A 21,724-nucleotide genomic window follows, 5' to 3' on the forward strand; every position below is an offset into this window, starting at 1 on the left:
GTTGCCGCACAATGGTTTTCAAGACCACCGCATTCGACCACTCTGCCATCTCTCCAATATGTCAGGAATGATTTTCAAGACCGCCGCTCCCGATAGCTATCGGGACGACCACTTTGCCATCTCTCCAATACTTGTTTTGAGCTTTTGTTGCTCTGTCATCTCTTGTGATAACGGGTGCAAATGTATGACAAAATTTATTCGCTACCAAACATTTTTTTGCAATAAATTCGAATTATTTTCGAAGCGCTTGATGTTCAGTTGAATTATTTTTTCAATTAATGCAAATCAAGTTCGTTTAGCATGTATAAGGAGTGTTCGATGGTCTTAAAAATTTCGCTGCAATATTCATTTACCGCCTTTGGGCTTCCCGGCATGGCGTAAATTAAAGTTTTATCCATAACACCCGCAATTCCTCGACTGACCAATGCATTTGGTTTTTCCATGCCATATTTCACTCTGATTAGTTCCATAATACCTGGAATTTCTTTGCTAATGTGTTTTTGTACCACTTCAGGAGTAATGTCCTTAGGACCTATACCTGTTCCACCAGTAGTGAAAACAATGTCAAAGTCTTCCGATTTTGCTTTGTCAAGTAGCTTTGATAATTCCTCTTCCTGATCGGGTATGATATGTTTTTCGATGCTATAATGTCGGTTTCGTGATTTGTAGAAATCCTGGCAAAGTTTTTCAGCCAACGGACCACTTTTATCAGCATATTCACCTCTGCTGGCTCTATCGCTAAGTGTGATGATCATGGTTTTTATTACCCTTGGATAATAGGTTAATGTATCACCAGCTTTAAGAGCACCGTTTTTAATCACCCTACAAAAGATTCCTTCTTTTGGCATCACACAGTTTCCAACTTCCCTGAAAATACTGCAATTATCGCCGTGACATTTTTTACCAATCTGTGTAACCTCAAGTTCCAGATCGCCAAAGGCAAATCTATCGAGTGGGGCAGTATGATGCAATAAAATACCTTCAGTAGTGATATTCTCGGCAAATTCGCCAAAATTGATTTTTCGCTTCGCTTCTTCTGAGAACTTATCGATACTTTCTTTGGCCAATAAACTAACCTGACGGTGCCAGTTTCCCGAATGAGCATCGCCTTCAACTCCAATAGAGCTTAACTCAATACTTTCAACAGGTTTTTTAATTGTACCTTTCTTTTCTGAAATATTAACCGATAATACACTTACTTCTTTGTTCATAGTATGTTATGCCATTTTGATTTTAAAATTATTGGGGTGTAATGCCGATAGATATTTAAAGATCAATAACAAACGAAGTGAGCTTATTGATCATTCTTAAATACGAATCGGTATTATTTCAAGTCAGTTTTAGTTTTGTCCAATAGCTTAATCCCTTCTATTCTCATATTTTTATCAACCGCCTTACACATATCGTAAATGGTGAGAAGGGCAATGCTTGCAGCACTTAAAGCTTCCATTTCAACGCCAGTTTGACCTATACATTTTACCCTTGTGTTAGCAACAACACCATCCTCAACCACAATACATTTAACTTCAGCTTTTGTGATTTGCAGTGTATGACACAATGGAATTAAATCACTTGTTTTTTTTGCAGCTTGAATTCCTGCGATTTCAGCCACCGTTAGTACATCACCTTTTTTTAATGCATTTTCATTAATAAGTTGAAGTGTTTGTTCTTCCAATATAATTTTACCAGTAGCCCTGGCTTCTCTTATTTGTGGAATTTTATCACCAACATCTACCATATTGGCTTTTCCCTCATTATCGATATGACTGAATTTTCCCATTCTTATATTGTAAATGATCAGTAACTAGTTAATATGGAATTCATTTGTAAGTACATACGATTAATAATTACTAATTATTCATTATTAATTGATTTTACCCTCCAATTCCATAGAAGCTTCCTTTCTTGTTTTTGCTTCCGGATTTTGGCTTTTTAGTAATGGACTTTTTAATGGCCTGCTGTGCGCCCAATTCCTTTAAATCATATTCACTCTGGTTAAACAAGCAAGGCTTAACCTTTCCATTTGCAGTTAACCTGATACGATTACATTCAAGGCAATTGCCACCATTTCCTCCTTCAACAATAGAAAATTCACCAGTTGCCAAATCCATTTGTCTTATGAATCGAAGGTCAAGGTTCTTACCATTACAGTATTTTCTTAATGCTTCCAGATCGTCCAAATCGGCATCAGGCATTCTTACACAGTTAATTTTAACTGGATGTAAGCCAGCTTGTAAAGCCGCATCAATTCCTTTAAATACATCTTCGATATTGCCCAGGCGAGTTATCTTTTTGTATTTTTCAGGATTCATGGTATCCAAACTGATGTTAACCCTCATTAATCCGGCTTTAGCCAGATCTTGGGCGTATTTTTCCAGTAGAATTCCATTGGTGGTCATGGCTAAGTCTTCAATGCCAGGAATGCTTGCGATTTGATGAACCAAGTCAACAATGCCTTTTCTTACCAAAGGTTCACCACCTGTTAATCTCACTTTCGTGATGCCTGAGGCAATGGCTTCCTTTACAAATGCTACAATTTCCTCGAAACGAAGTACTTCTTCATGCGCAATGAGGTCAATGCCTTCTTCTGGCATGCAATAAGTGCAGCGAAGATTACAGCGATCTGTAACGGAAATTCTTAGGTAATTGATATTTCGATTATAATTGTCTAACATGAACAAATTCTCCTTCGGTAAATTCATCAACTTCTCTGGGTACAGCCATTATTCCATCCGCCAATGTGAATGCATTAATATGGGCTGAGCCGTGATATTCAATAGGAACTACTCGATTATTGGCATTAAAACGAACAGGGATAAATGCTAATCTGTCGGTTCTTTTGCGCTTGTAATCTTCTGCAATTGGCATGCGTACCATGGGTGCATTGTAATCGTGTCCCATCAATCTAAAAACAAGAGGTTTGCCTAATAATTCGAATTGCACAAATGAGGATACCGGATTACCAGGCATTGCAAAAACGTATTGACCATTTTTGGCAGCAAATACTGTATGTTTTCCTGGTTTTACAGCTAAAGTGTGAAACCAGATATTAAAACCAAGCTCCTTTAAAATTTGAGGTACATAGTCGTAATCTCCAACCGAAACACCCCCTGAAATGATCAAAATATCATTCTCGGCCAGGCATTTTTCCATGGTTTTTTGTGTGGCCTCTTTTGAATCTTCTACTATGCCATAGTAATTGGCATCAATGCCAATCTTCTTTAGTTGTGCTTGTAATTGCCAGGAATTCACATTTCGAATTTGTGATTTATTCGGTTTTTGGTGTGGCTCTACCAACTCACTTCCTGTGGCAATGGTCGCAATTCTTGGTTTTTTATATACCAATGGATTGGTGCAACCAACGGTTGCCAATACGGATATGTGTTGAGATTTTAACCTGGTTCCTTTTTTCAGAACCACATCATTCTCTTCAATATCTTCACCTTTGATACAGATGTTCGATTTTGTCTTTTCCTTGGTAAAGCGAATTCGGTTGTTCTCCAATTCTTCGGTATGTTCCACCATTACCACTGTATCTGCACCATCAGGCACCATAGCTCCAGTCATAATTTTTGAACATTGCTTATCGCCAACAGACTTAGAAGGAGCAACACCAGCAGCAATCACTTCCAAAACTTCTAATTCTTCCAATAAATCCTCTTTTTTACAAGCATATCCATCCATTGCCGATTTGTTGAATGGAGGAATAGCCATATCGGATCTTACATCTTCTGCCAATACTCGGTTTAAGCAGTCCGAAATATCAATATGCTCTTTCTCTAATTTTCGAGTGGCATGTTTTACTGTTTTTAAAGCCTCGTGAAACGTAATCATATTGCTAGTTCTTTATTACCCATTTTTGATCAGAGAAATCGAGCTTGTTAGAATCAAAATTGAATTCTTCACCATCAAATTCAATATTTAGATCAGCCAATTCTCTGTATTCTTTTGTGTTGGGTTTTAGTTTTTTATTGTTTTTGCTTTCTATCATTATAAATAAACCAGGCTCAAGAATTTTTCTCAAGCCTCCCGATTCTATAATTAAAAGCTGATCATTTGGAATTATTTTATTCAGACAGCTTAGAACCTCCTTAAGATAATCATCTTTTACTTGTATATAGTATACTTCTTTTGCTCCTGCGGCGAGAAGTCGGTTACTATCTTTTTTACCTTGTTGAAGGTGTTCTTTTGTAATCTGATAATTCGTATTTTTCACAACGAACTCTGTATCTGGCTTAAGCTCATGAAAGTGAGGACATATTTTAATTCCGATAACAGAATGCTTTTGTTTTAACGAATTGATAAGCTGACAAGCAAAGAGAGTCTTACCAACATTCTGACCATTGCCAGCCAGCAGAATTATATTTTCTCTTTGAATTGCCATATACAAAAAACCTCCAACTCGGTGCAGAATTGGAGGTAATGTATGCTGAAACAGACCAGTACCATAGGGTACCATCAATTATCATTCATATCAATTTCGCTCCTTTCCAATTTTTGGACTTTTATCCTGCGGGAGGCAAATTCGTTTCCAAATTTACCCATCGGCTTATAAATCTTGCAGTTATATCAATCTGTTTAGAGCTTATAAACTCGGAGTTATTTTAATTATTCATCGTAAAGATATTAATATTAACGAATCTACAAATGTGTATGTATGGCTAATGTAATAATATCCTTTGCATAAATTGTTAAACAATTGTTGGAAGCTCTTGTTTTGCTATGCTTTCAGCCTTATAGCATCCATTTTTTAAGATGAGATAGAGAGAAAAAAAGAGTCTTATTTATAATTAGTTTTATTAAAAAATGGTTTTATTTACAAACCAGTCAAATAAATTAATGGAATATGGGAAAGCATGGACACGATCATACGCACGATCATGGGAATTTGAAAGGAAGAAATTTGGGAATTGCCATTTTGCTTAATATTGGAATAACTGTTGCTCAGGTGGTAGGAGGTTTTATTTCAGGAAGTTTGGCTTTGTTATCGGATGCATTGCATAATTTCTCAGATGTATTGGCTTTGGTAATTAGTTGGTTTGCAAGTAAGTTGGCAGGAAGAAAGCAAACTGCTCGACAGACCTTTGGATATAAACGTGCAGAAATTCTGGCTGCACTTATTAATGCTGTTTCTTTAATTGTCATCGCATTCTTTTTACTTAAAGAGGCAGTAGAACGTTTGGGAGAACCACAGGAAATTCAATCAGGATTGGTTATGATTCTTGGAGGACTTTCCATTGTTCTAAATGGAGCAAGTGTATTGTTGGTAGTGAAAGATGCTAAGAACAATATCAATATGCGATCAGCTTATTTGCACTTGCTTAGCGATATGGTTTCTTCCATTGCCGTGGTATTGGGAGGATTTGTGATGTATATGTGGGAGGTAAGCTGGGTAGATAGTGTTTTATCCATTGCCATTGCACTATATCTTGTTTATTCCAGTTGGGGATTAATTGTTGAGAGTGTAAGAATCATTATGCAGTTTGCTCCAATTCATATCGATTTGGAGGAGGTACAGCAGAAAGTAAAATCAGTTAAGGAGATTGAAAATATTCATCATGTGCATGTTTGGCAATTGGATGATAAACAAATCAATTTTGAGGCACATATCAGTTTTAAAGAGGATATGCCATTAAGTGAAGTGAACAAGGTTCTTCGTGAAGTGGAACACATTCTTCATGATGACTTTGAAATTAACCATGTTACCTTACAGCCCGAAATTAATGGATATTGCCAGGATGAAAGTTTGGTGAAACAAGAAAAGCCTCATTCGCATTAATCGAATGAGGTCATTAAATCCATTGGTTTTTCCAATATGGTTTGAGCTCCATTGGTAAGTAGTTCTTCCATATCTCTAAATCCCCAAAGTACACCAACTGCATGCATTCCGGAATTTTGAGCAGTTGCCATGTCAACTCCAGAATCACCTATGTACATTAGCTCCGAAGGGTCAATTCCCATTTTCTCACTGATTAGGATTGCTCCTTTAGGATCTGGTTTTCGAGGGATATCGCCGCCAGCGCCTAATACATACTCCAGCTTCCAATCGGCAAGTAAAACCTTAACAACTTTTTGGGTCAATTCGTTTGCTTTGTTTGAGAAAACTGAAATCTTAATACCTCTTTCACTCAGAGTGTTTAATAAATCTTTGATACCAGGATACAGGCAAGTTTTAACAATGCAGTTTTCATCGTAAACTTGCATCATGCGATCAAAGTTCTTTTCTATTTCTTTTGCGTCTCTATTTTCCAGCGGTAAAGATTTTTCGACTAAAGTTCTGATACCTCTTCCAACAAAGGTTTTGTAAGTTGCATAATCGTGTGTTGGAAAATTATTTTCCTCTAAGACCTGATTCATTGAATCGGCAATGTCCTCAATAGAATTGGCAAGTGTGCCATCAAGATCAAAAATTACTCCTTTTATCATGATATTTGTATGGTTTGAAATGCAAATATTGCACACTATTATCGTTTTACAAAATAATAACAGAACTCATTAAAAAGAAAAGCCGGAATGAGAGTTTTCAATCCGGCTTATAAATATGTATTCTTTTTTTAGTGAACGATAGATCGTAATTCGGCATTATAATCAAGCATGATATCAAACCATTCATCAATCATATTTTGCCAGGTTCCTTTGCCATACAATTTCTCGTATGCCTTCATAAAGCCAATATCCTGCGACCAGGCATCATAACTGTCAAAATTCCAAACCAGACCAACATCAGCACCTCCAGGTGTGTGCAGTGGATTGTTGAATACAAGGAATGCAACTCCTAAGCTTTCTGAAGTTTTCATGAGTTTTTCAGCAATTGCTTTAAAACGATAATACTGTCCGCGCTTAATGTCAACTGCCCAAGCTTCGTAGTGTTTCGATTTTTTTACCAGGTCCATACCAAACGACAGTTTTTCATTGAAATTCCATAAGTTTACGGCTCCGTATTTCTCAACCAATGGATCAATGTTCTTTTCCCAATCTTCATGATGTCCGTTTTCTTTTTGTGGACGAGTATCGAGTGCAGCATAAGTGGTAGGACCCATAATCCAAACATACCATCCGGCTTTTTCTCCATAGTCTACTTTTCTTAAGCCTGCTACATAATCACCTTCAGGATGAAACTTATCGTTGTGAGCTTTAATTGCTTGCTCAAATTTATCTGACATTCCACGTTTTGGTAAAATATATACACTTTCTACCACCACAGTTTTCTTCTCCTCTTTCTCCTGGCCAAATGCAATAAATGTGCAGAAAAGTGCTAAGCCTAGGATTAAACTCATCTTTTTCATGATAAATATGTTTTTAGTGAATATTCCCCAATTTACGATATTTATTTGGAAAGAATCTAATTAAGATTTCTTAAACGATAGTAAATCAAGCAAATAGAGGTGTGTTGGGTGAGTGTGAAGTATGATAGTGAGTTTGAATTTTGAGTTAAAATTGAACTGGGGTATATTACTATGGATCCCCTGATCATGTTACTATTGATAACAAGGGTATGATACGGTGGACAACAGGGTAAGGGTAGTATTGATATCTGGGGTAGTATTAAATTTTATCTTAACATGAATATTTAGTAACAAAAAATCTCTATATTTGACGTTCACAACGAAAAGTAATATTTGCTAATGCATAAAATGATTAACATAGCTATGATGAACATGCCAATTATTGGTATGCGAGGCGCTATGGGCATTATTGATATTACAACTACCACCACAACTACAACGACCCTTTAGGGGTCTATATTATTACATATCACCAAAGGTGGGTATTATCATACTCAAAAAGTACATAGAAATATTTGTGCCTGATTGTTTAATATGTCGTAAATTCATTTGTGCGATGTTAAAAACACTAAATATCAAATAACTATAACCATTATATAATCATTAATGAGGAAGTTGACATTTGTAGGGATATGAACTCGTTAGAAGAAGTGAAAATCATGAAAGTTTTAAAATTTGGAGGAAGCTCGGTAGCCAATGCAGATAACTGTAATCGGGTGAAAGAGATTGTCAAAAAGAATCAAAAAAGCTGTAAGCAAGTTGTAGTTGTGTCGGCTTTTGGAGGTGTAACTGATGAATTGGAGCGCTGCATTAGCCTGGCAAGTACAAGAAACAAGGAATACAAAAATGTTCTGGAGGTTCTGAAGCAGAGACATCAGGAAATGATTCAGCAACTTGGAGTAAGTGGCAATCTGAATGAAAAGATCAATGCTAAGTTCGAAGAAATATCCGAGCTTTTACAAGGTATTTACCTGTTGGAAGATATCTCGGAGAAAGTTCGAAATATTGTAATGGGCTCGGGGGAGTTGCTGTCTTCGGCAATTTTATCGGAGTTCTTTAACAATGCCGGATTGCAAACAGCTTATTTTGATTCCAGAGAGTACATCAAAACTCAGAATGGGAAAGGGGTTTATTTGAATGCTAAACAAACCAATTTAAACCTTGAATCAATAAAGGAAAAAGAATTCGAAGTGGCATTATTTCCTGGATTTGTTGCTTCTGGGGCAAAAGGAGAAATGACGCTTCTTGGAAGAGGAGGTTCGGATTATACAGCTTCAATTCTGGCTGCAGGATTGGGTTGTTCTGAATTGGAAATATGGACGGATGTGAGTGGTATGTATACTGCTGATCCTCGATTTGTTTCCCAAGCATTACCTATTGAAAGAATGTCATTTCAGGAAGCCATAGAATTGTCGCATTTCGGAGCTAAAGTGATTTATCCTCCTACTTTAATTCCTGTAGTACAGAACCAAATTGATGTTAGAATTAAAAATACTTTCGAACCTGACGATGAGGGAACTTTAATCAGTAAAACTCCTGGTGAAGTTCGTTCGGTAGTTCGTGGTTTGTCATCGGTTAACGATATTAACTTGTTTACCCTTTCGGGGAGTGGAGTTATAGGAATTAGTGGATTTGCATCTCGATTTTTTACAAGTTTGGCACATCGTAAAATCAATGTGGTATTGATTACTCAGGCATCATCGGAACATAGCATTAGTGTTGGTATTCATAAGGATGATACTGAGTTGACCGTTGAAGCCTTGTGTGAAGAATTCGAAATGGAAATCAGAATGAACCTGGTGAATGAGCCATTGATTGAGGAAAATTTATCAATTGTGGCCATTGTAGGTGAAGATATGGGATTTACTCCGGGCATTTCAGGCAAAGTGTTTAGCGTTCTTGGCAAGAATGGTGTTAATATTAGAGCAATGGCTCAAGGTGGAAATGAAATGAACCTTACATTTATGGTTCGCACAAAGGATGTCAAAAAAGTGCTGAACGTAATACATGAAGAGTTTTTCGATTCTACTTACAAAAAAGTGAACCTTTATATTGCAGGACTTGGTAATGTAGGGGGGAAGCTACTCGAATTCATTAAAAATCAATATGAACATCTTTTGGAAGAAAAAGGGCTGCAATTAATTGTTAGAGCAGTTACAAACAGTAGAAAAATGTATTTTGCTGAAGATGAAAACCTACTGGAAAACTGGGAAGAGAAATTGGACAAAAATGGAGTTCAAGCAGATTTACAGGAGTTTGTTCGACTAATGGATCAATCGAACCTGAGAAATCGAATTTTTGTTGATATTACTGCAAGCGATAAGGTAAGCGAAGTGTATGAACAGATATTAAATTCAACGGTTGCAATTGTGGCTTGTAATAAAATTGCGGCATCATCTGATTATTCTAATTACAACAAGATTAAAGATGCTGCAAAGAAGCACAATGTTGAGTTCATGTTCGAAAGTAATGTTGGTGCAGGTTTACCGGTAATAAGTACCATAAACAGTTTGGTAAACACAGGCGATGAAATTGTTGGGATTGATGCAGTAGTTTCAGGTAGTTTAAATTTTATCATGAATGAATTTAATAAAGGACGTTCGTTTGCCGAAGCTGTTAAAATGGCTATGGAGCAAGGATTTACAGAACCTGATCCTAAGATTGACTTAAGTGGTATGGATGTTCTTAGAAAGCTACTAATCTTATCGCGAGAAGCAGGTTACCAATTGGAAGAGGGTGAAGTGAAGCATCAGCCAATGATTCCAGAATCCTGCCTTCAAGGGAATTCTGCCGATGAGCTTTTGAAAGATTTGGAAGCCAATAATGATTACTTTGAAGCATGGAGAGAAGTAATGAAAGAGAAAAATGTTCGGTATAGATATATCGCATCCTTTAAAGATGGGAAAGCAAATGTGAGTTTAAAAGAAGTAAGCCCTGATCATCCTTTTTACGATATTCACGGTAAGGACAATGTGATTTCGCTAAATACCAAATGGTATGACGATCAGCCCTTAATCATTAAAGGAGCTGGCGCTGGCGCTGAGGTAACGGCATCGGGTATTTTTGGTGATATAATTAGAGTTAGTAGAAATTAAGCGAGGTAGAATTGAATCGTGAATCAGAAACTATTGTAAGGAACACAGTAGTAAAAAAATGAATGAGATGTCAGAAGAAGTAAAAGTATTTGCACCCGGAAGTGTATCAAATGTTGGGTGTGGTTTCGATATATTGGGATTTGCCATTGATGGAATTGGCGACGAAATGATTCTTAAAAAGAACAATGAGAATGAGATCAGGATTAGTCCAGTGAATGGATATGAAAACTTGCCAACCGACCCAAAGAAAAACGTTGCTGGTGTAGCCATTCAGGCATTATTGGATGACTTGGGAAGTGATCAGGGATTTGATGTTGAGATTGTAAAGAATATAAAACCTGGAAGTGGTATAGGTTCAAGTGCAGCAAGTGCTTCAGGAGCTGTGGTTGCGGTCAATGAATTGTTGGGAAGTCCTTATTCAAGAAAGCAGCTGGTTGATTTTGCCATGATTGGCGAAGAGGTTGCATCGGGTGATATTCATGCCGATAATGTAGCGCCGGCTACATTGGGAGGATTTTGTTTGATTAGAGGATACAATCCATTGGATGTGATTCATATCGATCCTCCAAAAGACTTATGGTGTGTGGTGATTCATCCGCAAATTGAGATTAAAACCAAAGAATCAAGAGAGCTTCTTTCTCCTGAAATTCCTTTGAAAAAGGCCATTCGTCAGTGGGGAAATGTTGCCGGACTAATGTCAGGTCTTTATACTTCAAATTATGAATTAATAGGTCGATCCTTGGAAGATCATATTGTTGAGCCACAAAGAAAAGTTTTGATTCCTGAATTTGATGAACTGAAACTATCAGTTATGGAAGCAGGTGCTTTAGGTTGTAGTATTTCTGGTTCGGGACCATCGGTATTTGCTTTGGCAAATGGTAAAGATACAGCAGATGTTATTGCTGGAGCAATGGATACAGTGTTCAGAAGAACCGAATTGGACTATAAGATATATGTGTCGAAAGTGAGTGAGGGAGGAGTTAAAATCTTATAATCAAAAAAAATAAGTGATAATGAAGTATTTCAGTACCAATAATAAAGAATTGCGTTACAGTTTTAAAGAGGCTGTAATAAAAGGATTAGCTCCCGACAGAGGTCTGTTTTTTCCGATAGAAATACCAAAACTGAGCGATCAGTTTTTCAATGAATTGCCTGGTAAGAGTCTTGCAGAAATAGGATTTGAAGTGGCCAGACATTTTGTGGGAGAAGATATCAATGAAGAGGAACTCAAAAATATTTGCAAGGAAGTATTTAATTTTCCAATTCCTTTGGTTAGGGTAGAAGAAGGAGTATATAGTTTGGAGTTATTTCATGGTCCAACTTGTGCATTTAAGGATGTTGGAGCACGCTTTATGAGTCGTTGCCTTGGTGCTTTTGCAAAAGAGAGCAATAAAAATATTACCATACTTGTTGCCACTTCAGGTGATACAGGAAGTGCTGTTGCCAATGGATTTTTGGGAGTTGAAGGTGTGAATGTGATTATTCTTTATCCTAAAGGAAAAGTGAGTCATATTCAGGAGCAGCAGCTAACCACAATGGGGCAAAATATTACAGCTCTTGAAGTGGAAGGAACATTTGACGATTGCCAGGCTTTGGTTAAGGAAGCTTTCGCAAATGAAGAATTGAATGCGGAATATAAGCTAACCTCTGCGAACTCTATTAATATTGCTCGTCTGTTGCCTCAAAGTTTCTATTATTTCTATGCGTGGGCTCAATTGCAAGAGAAAAACAAGGAGGTAATTGTTTCTGTGCCTAGTGGAAATTACGGTAATTTAACAGGAGGATTGCTGGCAAAGCAAATGGGATTGCCAATTCATAACTTTGTAGCAGCTGCAAATAGAAATAAAATTGTACCAGACTATTTAAATAGTGGAAAATATGAGCCTAAGCCATCGGTTCAAACCATTTCCAATGCAATGGATGTTGGAGCACCTAGTAACTTTTCACGCATGATGGAGATTTACAAGGAGAAATACTCTGATGTAATTAAAGATTTAAAAGGAGCATGGTATTCTGACGAAGAAACCAAAGTGATTATGAAAGAGGTTTTTGATCGTGAAACCTATATTTTGGATCCTCATGGAGCGGTTGGGTATTTGGGACTTAACAAATACCTTAATAAAGAAAAACAAGTTGGGATATTTTTAGAAACAGCACATCCTGCCAAGTTTAAAGATATTGTTGAAGATGTAATTGAAAAAGAGGTGGAAATACCCAATTACTTACAAGAATGTTTACAAAAGGAAAAAAAATGTGTAGTCATTGGGAATGAATTTCAGGATTTTAAAAATTACCTGTTAAAACAATAGTTGATAAGATTAAACCAGGCCAAACGGCTTGGTTTTTTTTGAATGTTTAAATTGCTTGTGAATAAAGTGTTTAGAAGAGTTGAGAAAAAAAATCAACGATTGTGAATTTTTATATCTACCAGAAGATAAGGAGGTAAGGGAAGGTGTGTTGTAGATCTAGTTTAAATCATTGAATTTTACAAATGCTTTTCGTAAATAGAATTTGGTTAAACTAAAATCAATGATAAATAGTTTTATGATTTAATAATTATTGCTGTGTGTGTCATATTCAGTGTGGTTCGAAAATTACAGGTTCTTTATTATGTTTTGATTTTAAAAAGAGGAATTTTCTTATTTTTTCGTAATTGAAATTTGCAAACGTCCAGAAATCCTTTATATTTGTATAGAAATCAAATTTAAAAGCATTTTTTAACCCTAAAATTTTATAAAGTTATGAACAAAGCTCAATTAATTGATGCAATTGCTAGCAAGGCTGGTTTAACTAAAGCTGATTCTAAAAAAGCATTAGACGCTTTTATTGAAACTACTACTGAAGCACTAAAAGGTGATGATAGAGTAGCCCTTGTTGGATTCGGTTCATTCTCTGTATCTAAGCGTGACGCTAGAACTGGTAGAAACCCACAAACTGGTAAGCCAATCAATATTCCTGCAAAAAAGGTTATTAAATTTAAGGCTGGTTCAGAATTAGCAGACTCAGTACAATAAATATATTGTAAGTCATAAGAAATTAGGGGGGTAGAAAATACCTCCTTTTTTTATACCACAAATTTTAAAGATGGAAAAAGATTTACTGATCAGATCAATTCAATTTCTTGAAGAATTTGCAACAGAAAAACGCATAAATCTGATAAATGAAAATGTAGACAACCGCACAAGATATATTACAGTGGCTTTGGAAAATATTTTTCAACCACAAAATGCGAGTGCTGTAATTCGCTCTTGCGATTGTTTTGGTATTCAGGATTTGCATGTAATCGAAAACTCAAACGAATATACCCTAAATCCCGATGTTGTTATGGGATCTTCAAAATGGGTGGATTTACATCGGTACAACGAAAAGGATGAGAATACGCTTGATACCATAAATTCTTTGAAAGAAAAAGGCTATAGAATTGTTGCTACTACTCCTCATACAAATGATGTTCTTTTGCCAGATTTTGATTTGTCAAAGGGGAAATCAGCATTTTTTTTCGGAACAGAATTAACCGGCTTATCTGATGTGGTAATGAATCATGCCGATGAGTTTGTTAAAATTCCAATGTATGGTTTTACAGAGAGTTTTAATATTTCGGTTTCAGCAGCCCTTGTGTTGAACCATTTGGCGACAGAAGTGCGCAGAACTGGCGTAAACTGGCAGTTATCGGAACAAGAAAGCTTAGAGCTTAAATTGGAGTGGCTAAAAAAATCAGTTAAAAGGGGAGATGAACTGTTGGAAGAGCAATTCAGACGTTGGGGAATTGGCTGAAAATGATAATAATTGGAAGACCCTAAGACGTGTTTAATTAGACTTCTAATATTTTCATTAAATATTTCGGAAATGGTAAAAAGATTATTATTTTTGATGAAGACATTATTAGAATAGATAAATAAAATTTATTCGCTAATTCCTGACATTTAAATAATACCACTATATGAATTGTGTTGTAATTGATGATGATAAGCTTTCTAGAAAAGTTGTAGAGAGTTATATTGAGAGAACTGACTTTCTTACATTTGGAGCATCCTACCCAAGTGCAATTGATGCTATTAATAATATTAAGAAGAATGAGCCAGTAGACTTAATCTTTTTGGATATTGAAATGCCGGAAATGAGTGGAATGGAATTTCTGAATAGCCTTAACACAACTCCTCAGATTATTATTATTTCTTCAAAAGAGCAATATGCTCTTGAAGCTTTTGAGTATGATGTAACAGACTACCTACTAAAACCAATTAGTTACAGTAGATTTTTTAAAGCAGCTAATAAGGCAAATAAGCGTTATAAAAATAGCGAAGGATTTATTCAAGATAAGAACGAAATTTTTATTAAGAGTAACTCATCTCTTGTTCGTTTAAACTACGACGATATTCTTTGGATTGAGGCATTAGAGAATTATGTTGTTGTGAATACCTACCAGGAAAAGTATACCATCCACTTTACAATGAAGGCCATAGAAGAAAAAATGCCTGCAGCACGTTTCTCCAGAATTCATCGTTCTTACATTGTAAATCTTAGTAAAATTGAGATGATAGAGGATAATTCAGTGATAATTGATACTGATGGTGGACCAAAATCAATTCCAATTGGAAAATCATACCGTGATAAATTAATGGGTGATATCAATTTAATGACCCGATAGTTTTCTTTATCGCAGGATTTTTTTGAATTTTGTATTCAATAAAAATTCTGTATATGATTACAAATAGACAATTATTTCTACAACACGTAGCTACAACTTCTGATTTTCCAATTGCATTGGAAATAGAAAGAGCAGAAGGTATATATATGTACGACCCGAGCGGGAAACCATATTTGGATCTCGTTTCGGGCGTTTCTGTTAGTAACCTGGGACATGGTCATCCAAAGGTAAAGCAAGCCATAAAAGACCAGGTAGATAAATACATGCACTTGATGGTGTATGGTGAATTTATCGAAACTCCGCAGGTTCAACTTGCCAAATTATTATCTGATAATCTTCCGGAAAGCTTAAATTCAGTTTACTTTGTGAATTCAGGAAGTGAAGCCAATGAAGGTGCACTTAAATTAGCCAAAAGATATACTGGAAGATCCGAAATTATTCACTTTACAAGAGCATATCATGGAAGTACACACGGAGCATTAAGTGTGCTTTGCGATGAGGAAATGAAAAATTCATTCCGTCCATTGTTGCCAGATGTGCGAATGATTGAGTTCGGAAAGCAAGTTGATTTGGAACAAATCACCGAGAAAACGGCTTGTGTAATTCTGGAGCCAATACAATCGGAAGGAGGAATGATTATTCCTTCGAAAGAATACATTCAAGCCTTGAGAGCCCGTTGTACTGAGAAAGGAGCTTTGCTGATTTTTGATGAGGTACAAATGGGTTTTGGACGAACTGGAAAATTATTTGCATTCGAACATTTTGATGTTGTGCCTGATATTTTGTGTTTGGCAAAAGCAATGGGTGGAGGAATGCCAGTTGGTGCCTTTATTTCTGACAAGAAAGTTTTGGATTCATTCAAAACTAATCCGATGTTAGGACACATCACAACTTTTGGAGGTCATCCGGTTTGTTGTGCAGCTGCCAAAGCTTCATTGGAAGTTCTTTTGGAAGAAAATATTGTTGATGATGTTCAGCGCAAAGGAGAGTTGTTTGTAGAGCTTCTAAAAGATCATCCTTTGGTGAAAGGATTCCGTCAACTGGGACTTTTTGTGGCAGTTATTGTGGAATCGAAAGAAATCATGTTGGAGATAATGAAAGAAGCACATGAACTGGGAGTTGTAATGGATGCTTTCCTTTTCTGTGATGATGCATATCGTATTGCACCTCCGTTGAATATTACCGATGAGGAAATTCATCATGCATCCAATCTTTTGATTCAGGCAATGGATAAAGTAAATAAATAAGCATGAGATTTATTGGTGTTGTAATTATTCTGTTGTGCATTGGCTTCGGTGTCAATGCACAATTATCGGAAGTTGAGAAGGAAATTGCAGGTGATTTTGAACAGTTGGTTCAAGCTGACAATGATTCGACAAAACTTGTAATTTGTAAGAAAATTGAAGATTCGTTTTTGCGCGTTTTATCCCAAAAGGAGAGTTTTGATTATACTTTTTCCAAACTTAACCACATGGGAAAAATTACATCACCAGATCTTAGATTTAGAATTTACAATTGGAATTGTGTGCTTTCCGATGGAAGTTATAAGTATTTTGGAATACTTCAATACAAGGAGAAATCTAAACTAAAGGTGAAACTTCTTTCCGATAAAACGGATGGAGATATGTTCTCCAGATATGAGCCGGAAAATTGGCCGGGAGCATTGTATTATAAGATTATTCCATTTAAATCGAAAGGTGGAGCAAGCTATTTGCTATTGGGATGGGATGGAAACAATGTTTCAACCAATAAGAAACTGATAGAGGTGCTAAGTTTTGAAAAATCGGGAATAAAGTTTGGAAAGCCTATTATTTCCTGGAGGGGAAAACAACTTCATCGTGTGGTTTTCGAATATGCAAAGCAAGCACGAATGAGTATCAATTACCAGGAAAAAGAAAAGAGATTGGTGTTCGATCATCTGTCGCCTTCAAAGCCTCAATTCGCAAACCAATTTGAATATTACGGTCCGGATTTTACACACGATGCTTTACAGTTGAAAAAGGGAATTTGGATGCTGCAGGAAGATGTGGATGTTAGAAACAAGTAATACCGTTAAGAAAATCTGTTTATAAAAAAGGTATAATTAATGAGCAATGCATTTAAATATCAGACGGAACAATTTGCCGATGTTAAAATATTAAGATATCAGGTACCAGGCTTTGGAGATTTAAGTTTACAGCAAAAAAAGCTGATTTACTTTTTGGCTGAAGCAGCAAGGTGCGGACGTGATATTTTATTCGATCAGAATAACAAGTACAATTTAAGAATTAGAAGAACTTTAGAAGCCATTGTAAATTCATACGATGGAGATAGAGAGTCGGAAGACTTTAAAAGCTTTTTGGTTTACACAAAAAGAGTGTGGTTCTCCAATGGTATTCACCATCATTATTCGATGGATAAGTTCCTGCCAGATTTCGATGAGGAATATTTTGGAGACTTGTTAGCCAATACCAATCCTGATTTGTTGCCATTGGGCGAGAAAGAAGAGATAATAGATTTAATGAATCAATTGGTACCGGTAATTTTTGAGGAAAATACTGAGGCAAAGCGAGTGGTTTTAAACCCTGATTTGGATTTAATTGCCGATTCGGCGAACAATTACTACGAAGGAGTAACCCAAAAAGAGGTAGAAGAATTCTACTCTAATGCTGATAAGGGGGATACTGAGAGACCTCTGTCTATTGGTTTAAATTCTAAACTAACCAAGGAAAATGGCCAATTAGTTGAGAAAATCTGGAAGCTTGGAGGAATGTATTCTCCGGCAATTGAGAAAGTGGTTTTCTGGTTAGAGAAAGCGATAGAGGTTGCCGATAGTGATCTTCAGAGAGAATCATTAATAAAATTGGTTGATTTTTATAGAACAGGCGATTTAAAAACATTCGACGAATATTCTATTCTTTGGGTGAAGGATTTGGATGCTCATGTAGATGTGGTAAACGGATTTATTGAAGTTTACGGTGATGCACTGGCCTTTAAAGCAAGTTGGGAATCGGTTGTGAACTTTAAAGATATTGAGGCGACCAAGCGTACGGAAATTATTTCGGATAATGCACAGTGGTTCGAGGATAATTCGCCTGTTGATGATAGATTTAAAAAGGATGAGGTAAAAGGTGTGAGTGCAAAAGTAATTACAGTTGCCATGTTGGGTGGTGATTGTCATCCGGCTACGCCTATAGGAATCAACCTGCCCAATGCCGAATGGATTAGAAAAGAGCATGGAAGTAAATCTGTAACCATAGATAATATTACACATGCATATCATCAATCATCGCTGAAAAGTGGAATGTTGGATGAGTTTGCTTACACCCAAGAGGAAGTGGCAAGAGCCAAAGAGCATGGCTATTTAGGCGGAAATCTGCATACCGATTTGCATGAATGTTTGGGGCATGGATCAGGACAATTACTGCCAGGTGTGGGAATGGATGCTTTGAAAAACTACCATTCTACATTGGAAGAGGCAAGAGCCGATTTGTTTGCACTGTACTATATGATGGATCCGAAGATGGTTGAAATTGGATTGATGCCAAGTTTGGATGTTGCAAAAGCAGAATACGATGGATACATCCGTAACGGATTGTTGACTCAGCTTACCCGTATAGAATTTGGTAAGGATATTGAGGAATCGCACATGCGAAACAGACAACTGATTGCAAAATGGGTATATGAAAGAGGGGAGAGTGCAATTGAGCAAGTGAAGAAAGAAGATAAAACTTTCTTTGTGGTGAAGGATTACGAAAAACTGAGAGGCCTATTTGGAGAATTGCTTGCCGAAGTGCAAAGAATAAAATCAGAAGGAGATCTTGAAGCAGGAAAAGCTTTGGTTGAGAATTACGGTGTTAAAGTTGATGAAGAGCTTCATAAAGAGGTAAAAGAGCGATTCGAAAAGCTGAATCTTGCTGCTTATGCTGGCTTCATCAATCCGGATTATCATCCAGTTATCGAAAATGAGGAAATTGTGGATGTTGAGATATCTTATCCTGTTGATTTTATGGAGCAAATGTTAGAGTACAGCGAAAAGTATTCTTTCCTCCCAAACATTAATTAAAGTGAGCCTTACGTATTATTCGTTCACATGATTTAGGAAATAGATAACAAAAAAGAGGTCGCTTCGACCTCTTTTTTTTGTAATTTTATGATCTATGAAAAAAACTCTGACTCTAATATTACTGACGTTTTCCTTGCAAGCGTTCACACAAAAGCATTTTGTAGAATTTCAAGATCAAAAAGTACCATCCGCTTCCACTTTCCGATCAATTCAGGTGTTTGATGATTCATGTGTATGGCTTGGAGGAACAAATGGAAATTATTGCTACACCAATAATGGTGGCAAAAGCTGGCAGAAAGCAATTGTACCTGGTGCTGAAAAACTGGATTTTAGAGATCTGCACATGTTTAGCCAGCATCATGTAATACTAATGAGTTGTGGAAATGGTGAGGATTCAAGAATCTATATTACCAGGGATGGAGGCAAAAGCTGGAAAATGACTCACCAGAATAAGCATGACAAAGCTTTTTACAATGGGATTGATTTTTGGAATAAAAAGCATGGAATCCTGACCAGCGATGCCATCGATGAAAAGCCATATGTACTGATTACCAGTAATGGAGGAGAATCATGGAAGAGGTTGATGCCTAATAAAATTCCTGATTTAATGGAAGGAGAATATGCTTTTGCTGCCAGTGGTACGGGAATCATTACTCGTGGAGATAATGAGGTATGGATTGCAACAGGAGGATTGCACTCCAGAATTTTTTATTCGGCCGATAAGGGAAAGAATTGGGTGGTGAGTGAAACGCCAATTATACAAGGGACATCAACAGAAGGAATCTACTCTTTTTATATAAATGACAAGAACAAAGCCATTTCGGTTGGTGGAAATTATAAGAAGATTGATGATTGCAAGGGAAATGTAATTGTTTCGAATGATTCAGGGAAAAGCTGGAAATTGGCCCAGGGTGCAGAAAAATTGGCATTTAAGGAGTGTGTGAAACAATTGGATACCAATGTTTGGATGGCTACCGGACCAAGTGGTACTGCACTTTCGGTTAACGATGGAGAAAATTGGACCGAGATTGACAACAGACCATTTCATACTTTCGATTACGATGCCAAAAGCAAAACAGGTTATTTGGCTGGCGGAAAAGGCAGTGTTGTAAAGTTTTATTTGAAGAAGAAATAATACCGATTACCAATTATATATCGACATTTCAATTTAAAATTTCACGGTTTCGCTCAGGCTCACACTGAAATTTAAATGGTACAACAGGACATTCGTGCAGGCAAATCGATCTGGTTTGGCTTCACTAACAATAAGACCAAAACAAATGGTAATGAACAGAAAATTTATACTTGCAATTGCAGGTTTAATGATGTCGTGTGCTGGATTTGCTCAGGACATGGAATACACCAAAAAGCTGGTAGAAAAATTGAGTTCCAGAGAATTTCATGGACGTGGATATGTGAATAAAGGAGATAGTATTGCTGCTGCATATCTTTCTAAGGAGATGAAAAGGATTAAGTTGAAATCTCTTACTGAAAATTATTATCAGCCCTATTCAATTTCGGTGAATACTTTTGCAAAAAGCACCAAATTGGCTCTTGATGGAAAGGAGTTAAAGTCTGCAAGTGAATATGTAGTAAATCCGAATGCAAAACCAGGGAAAGGTGAAGCCAAACTAACATGGATTACCAAGGATATTCTTACCAACTCGTATGCTTTGGGTACGTTTATGAAGAAAGATCATACCAACTCTTTCCTGGTAATTGATTCAACCGGTTTGAATAATCCTGAATTGTACAATTTTGCACAGGCCATGATGAAAAAGAATGTTTTCGATGCAAAGGGAATGGTTCTAATCAATGGTAAACTAAAATACTCAGCAAAGAACAAGTTGGTTGACTTTACCACTTTACTGGTTAAAACAGATGTGATTAACCCTAAGGTAAGGACCATTCAGTATGACATTCAGAGTGAATTTATTGAGGACTACAAAACACAGAATTTGGTAGGGTATATTCCTGGCAAAACAGATACCTGTGTTCTGTTTACTGCTCACTACGATCATTTGGGATATTATGGTGATAACATGTATCCGGGAGCAAACGACAATGCAAGTGGTGTTGCCATGGTAATGAACCTGGCAAAATATTTTAAAGCACAAAAGAAGAAGCCACATTATACTTTGGTTTTCGCATTGTTTAGTGCCGAAGAAGCTGGTTTATTGGGATCGACGCATTATGTAGAACATCCGTTGTTCCCATTGGAGCAAACCAAAATGGTTTTAAACTTCGATATGGTGGCAACAGGAGAGAAGGGGATTTATGTGATTAATGGTAAAAGCGTACCTGGCGAAATGGAGAAGATCAACGCCATTAATAAGGAAAAGAACTATGTGTTTAAAATGTATCCAACAGGTGAATCTTCCTCTTCGGATCATGCACCATTTCACGACAAAGGCGTAAAAGCTGTGTTTTTCTATACCCATAGCGATAATGCCGATTACCACGAAACAACTGATACTGCAGATAAATTATCGTACAAGCAATTCGAAGGAATTTTTAAGCTGGTGAGAGATTATGCGGAAATGAAATAATTCTTTTTACCACAAAGGGAAACGAAGGATTTCACAAAGAAACACAAAGGGCTTTTGCTAATGGCAAGGGCTCTTTTTTTGTTTTGATGCTCTCACTCAAA

General features: G+C 36.6%; 19 protein-coding genes and 1 riboswitch. Of the genes, 12 read left to right on the forward strand and 7 right to left on the reverse strand.

From position 1 onward, the window contains the following. Positions 1-275 precede the first annotated feature (275 nt). The 5 genes from NQ163_RS19720 to NQ163_RS19740 form a co-directional block, all read right to left on the reverse strand. On the reverse strand, positions 276-1,211 hold the full coding sequence (locus tag NQ163_RS19720) for an MOSC domain-containing protein (protein ID WP_268192037.1): 936 nt from the start codon (positions 1,209-1,211) through the stop codon (positions 276-278). A gap of 113 nt (positions 1,212-1,324) precedes the next feature. Next, entirely contained in the window at positions 1,325-1,780 is a 456-nt protein-coding gene (gene moaC, locus NQ163_RS19725; RefSeq protein ID WP_120239242.1) for a cyclic pyranopterin monophosphate synthase MoaC, read from the reverse strand. 94 nt (positions 1,781-1,874) lie between these two features. After that, complete coding sequence (locus tag NQ163_RS19730; RefSeq protein WP_268192038.1) at positions 1,875-2,675, reverse strand: GTP 3',8-cyclase MoaA; 801 nt, start codon at positions 2,673-2,675, stop codon at positions 1,875-1,877. After that, positions 2,659-3,834 (reverse strand): molybdopterin molybdotransferase MoeA, encoded by a 1,176-nt coding sequence (locus NQ163_RS19735; RefSeq protein WP_268192039.1) that lies wholly within the window; start codon positions 3,832-3,834, stop codon positions 2,659-2,661. The genes NQ163_RS19730 and NQ163_RS19735 overlap by 17 nt, the downstream gene beginning before the upstream one ends. A gap of 4 nt (positions 3,835-3,838) precedes the next feature. Then, positions 3,839-4,459 carry a hypothetical protein gene (locus NQ163_RS19740; RefSeq protein ID WP_268192040.1) on the reverse strand — a complete coding sequence of 207 codons (621 nt, stop codon included), beginning with the start codon at positions 4,457-4,459 and terminating at the stop codon, positions 3,839-3,841. 8 nt (positions 4,460-4,467) lie between these two features. Next, positions 4,468-4,611, reverse strand: a riboswitch (molybdenum cofactor riboswitch). Positions 4,612-4,846: 235 nt separating this feature from the next. Between NQ163_RS19740 and NQ163_RS19745 the strand changes: the two genes are divergently transcribed. Then, positions 4,847-5,779, forward strand: coding sequence for a cation diffusion facilitator family transporter (locus NQ163_RS19745; protein ID WP_268192041.1), 933 nt, complete (start codon positions 4,847-4,849; stop codon positions 5,777-5,779). On the opposite strand, the gene NQ163_RS19750 is transcribed toward NQ163_RS19745, so the two are convergent. Together NQ163_RS19750 and NQ163_RS19755 are read right to left on the reverse strand one after the other, a co-directional pair. Next, positions 5,776-6,426, reverse strand: a complete 651-nt coding sequence (locus tag NQ163_RS19750) for an HAD family hydrolase (RefSeq protein WP_268192042.1) — start codon at positions 6,424-6,426, stop codon at positions 5,776-5,778. The two genes, NQ163_RS19745 and NQ163_RS19750, sit on opposite strands and share 4 nt — an antisense overlap. A gap of 128 nt (positions 6,427-6,554) precedes the next feature. Then, on the reverse strand, positions 6,555-7,286 hold the full coding sequence (locus NQ163_RS19755; protein ID WP_268192043.1) for a hypothetical protein: 732 nt from the start codon (positions 7,284-7,286) through the stop codon (positions 6,555-6,557). Positions 7,287-7,918: 632 nt separating this feature from the next. On the opposite strand from NQ163_RS19755, the gene thrA reads away from it, so the two are divergent. From thrA to NQ163_RS19810, 11 genes are all read left to right on the forward strand, one after another. Continuing rightward, positions 7,919-10,381, forward strand: a complete 2,463-nt coding sequence (thrA, locus tag NQ163_RS19760; protein WP_268192044.1) for a bifunctional aspartate kinase/homoserine dehydrogenase I — start codon at positions 7,919-7,921, stop codon at positions 10,379-10,381. A gap of 67 nt (positions 10,382-10,448) precedes the next feature. Further along, positions 10,449-11,375 (forward strand): homoserine kinase, encoded by a 927-nt coding sequence (locus NQ163_RS19765; RefSeq protein WP_268192045.1) that lies wholly within the window; start codon positions 10,449-10,451, stop codon positions 11,373-11,375. 19 nt (positions 11,376-11,394) lie between these two features. Continuing rightward, the gene (gene thrC / locus NQ163_RS19770) at positions 11,395-12,690 is read left to right on the forward strand and encodes a threonine synthase (protein WP_268192046.1); all 1,296 of its coding nucleotides are present in this window, start codon (positions 11,395-11,397) and stop codon (positions 12,688-12,690) included. A 432-nt stretch (positions 12,691-13,122) separates the two neighbouring features. Continuing rightward, entirely contained in the window at positions 13,123-13,395 is a 273-nt protein-coding gene (locus tag NQ163_RS19775) for an HU family DNA-binding protein (RefSeq protein ID WP_054717818.1), read from the forward strand. A 70-nt stretch (positions 13,396-13,465) separates the two neighbouring features. Continuing rightward, positions 13,466-14,155 carry a TrmH family RNA methyltransferase gene (locus tag NQ163_RS19780; protein ID WP_268192047.1) on the forward strand — a complete coding sequence of 230 codons (690 nt, stop codon included), beginning with the start codon at positions 13,466-13,468 and terminating at the stop codon, positions 14,153-14,155. 166 nt (positions 14,156-14,321) lie between these two features. Further along, positions 14,322-15,029 carry a LytR/AlgR family response regulator transcription factor gene (locus tag NQ163_RS19785; RefSeq protein WP_120239252.1) on the forward strand — a complete coding sequence of 236 codons (708 nt, stop codon included), beginning with the start codon at positions 14,322-14,324 and terminating at the stop codon, positions 15,027-15,029. 53 nt (positions 15,030-15,082) lie between these two features. Continuing rightward, positions 15,083-16,276, forward strand: a complete 1,194-nt coding sequence (locus tag NQ163_RS19790) for an aspartate aminotransferase family protein (protein WP_268192048.1) — start codon at positions 15,083-15,085, stop codon at positions 16,274-16,276. A gap of 2 nt (positions 16,277-16,278) precedes the next feature. After that, positions 16,279-17,076, forward strand: coding sequence for a hypothetical protein (locus NQ163_RS19795; protein WP_268192049.1), 798 nt, complete (start codon positions 16,279-16,281; stop codon positions 17,074-17,076). A 39-nt stretch (positions 17,077-17,115) separates the two neighbouring features. Then, on the forward strand, positions 17,116-19,074 hold the full coding sequence (locus NQ163_RS19800) for a dipeptidyl-peptidase 3 family protein (RefSeq protein ID WP_268192050.1): 1,959 nt from the start codon (positions 17,116-17,118) through the stop codon (positions 19,072-19,074). 94 nt (positions 19,075-19,168) lie between these two features. Further along, positions 19,169-20,209, forward strand: coding sequence for a WD40/YVTN/BNR-like repeat-containing protein (locus NQ163_RS19805; RefSeq protein ID WP_268192051.1), 1,041 nt, complete (start codon positions 19,169-19,171; stop codon positions 20,207-20,209). Positions 20,210-20,360: 151 nt separating this feature from the next. Further along, a complete protein-coding gene (locus tag NQ163_RS19810) occupies positions 20,361-21,623 on the forward strand; it encodes a M28 family metallopeptidase (protein ID WP_268192052.1) in 1,263 nt (420 codons plus the stop codon). Positions 21,624-21,724 lie beyond the last annotated feature (101 nt).

The organism is Marinifilum sp. D737 (genome assembly GCF_026672275.1).
Classification (GTDB): Bacteria; Bacteroidota; Bacteroidia; order Bacteroidales; family Marinifilaceae; genus Marinifilum.

Bases quoted from the DNA above. Each gene is read 5' to 3' on its own strand.
- NQ163_RS19775 (WP_054717818.1), top strand. From the start codon at position 13,123: ATGAACAAAGCTCAATTAATTGATGCAATTGCTAGCAAGGCTGGTTTA.
- NQ163_RS19805 (WP_268192051.1), top strand. From the start codon at position 19,169: ATGAAAAAAACTCTGACTCTAATATTACTGACGTTTTCCTTGCAAGCG.
- NQ163_RS19735 (WP_268192039.1), bottom strand. From the start codon at position 3,834: ATGATTACGTTTCACGAGGCTTTAAAAACAGTAAAACATGCCACTCGA.
- moaC (WP_120239242.1), bottom strand. From the start codon at position 1,780: ATGGGAAAATTCAGTCATATCGATAATGAGGGAAAAGCCAATATGGTA.
- NQ163_RS19745 (WP_268192041.1), top strand. From the start codon at position 4,847: ATGGGAAAGCATGGACACGATCATACGCACGATCATGGGAATTTGAAA.
- NQ163_RS19785 (WP_120239252.1), top strand. From the start codon at position 14,322: ATGAATTGTGTTGTAATTGATGATGATAAGCTTTCTAGAAAAGTTGTA.
- NQ163_RS19795 (WP_268192049.1), top strand. From the start codon at position 16,279: ATGAGATTTATTGGTGTTGTAATTATTCTGTTGTGCATTGGCTTCGGT.
- NQ163_RS19750 (WP_268192042.1), bottom strand. From the start codon at position 6,426: ATGATAAAAGGAGTAATTTTTGATCTTGATGGCACACTTGCCAATTCT.
- NQ163_RS19790 (WP_268192048.1), top strand. From the start codon at position 15,083: ATGATTACAAATAGACAATTATTTCTACAACACGTAGCTACAACTTCT.
- thrA (WP_268192044.1), top strand. From the start codon at position 7,919: ATGAACTCGTTAGAAGAAGTGAAAATCATGAAAGTTTTAAAATTTGGA.
- NQ163_RS19730 (WP_268192038.1), bottom strand. From the start codon at position 2,675: ATGTTAGACAATTATAATCGAAATATCAATTACCTAAGAATTTCCGTT.
- NQ163_RS19765 (WP_268192045.1), top strand. From the start codon at position 10,449: ATGTCAGAAGAAGTAAAAGTATTTGCACCCGGAAGTGTATCAAATGTT.
- NQ163_RS19810 (WP_268192052.1), top strand. From the start codon at position 20,361: ATGAACAGAAAATTTATACTTGCAATTGCAGGTTTAATGATGTCGTGT.
- NQ163_RS19800 (WP_268192050.1), top strand. From the start codon at position 17,116: ATGAGCAATGCATTTAAATATCAGACGGAACAATTTGCCGATGTTAAA.
- NQ163_RS19755 (WP_268192043.1), bottom strand. From the start codon at position 7,286: ATGAAAAAGATGAGTTTAATCCTAGGCTTAGCACTTTTCTGCACATTT.
- NQ163_RS19780 (WP_268192047.1), top strand. From the start codon at position 13,466: ATGGAAAAAGATTTACTGATCAGATCAATTCAATTTCTTGAAGAATTT.
- thrC (WP_268192046.1), top strand. From the start codon at position 11,395: ATGAAGTATTTCAGTACCAATAATAAAGAATTGCGTTACAGTTTTAAA.
- NQ163_RS19740 (WP_268192040.1), bottom strand. From the start codon at position 4,459: ATGGTACCCTATGGTACTGGTCTGTTTCAGCATACATTACCTCCAATT.
- NQ163_RS19720 (WP_268192037.1), bottom strand. From the start codon at position 1,211: ATGAACAAAGAAGTAAGTGTATTATCGGTTAATATTTCAGAAAAGAAA.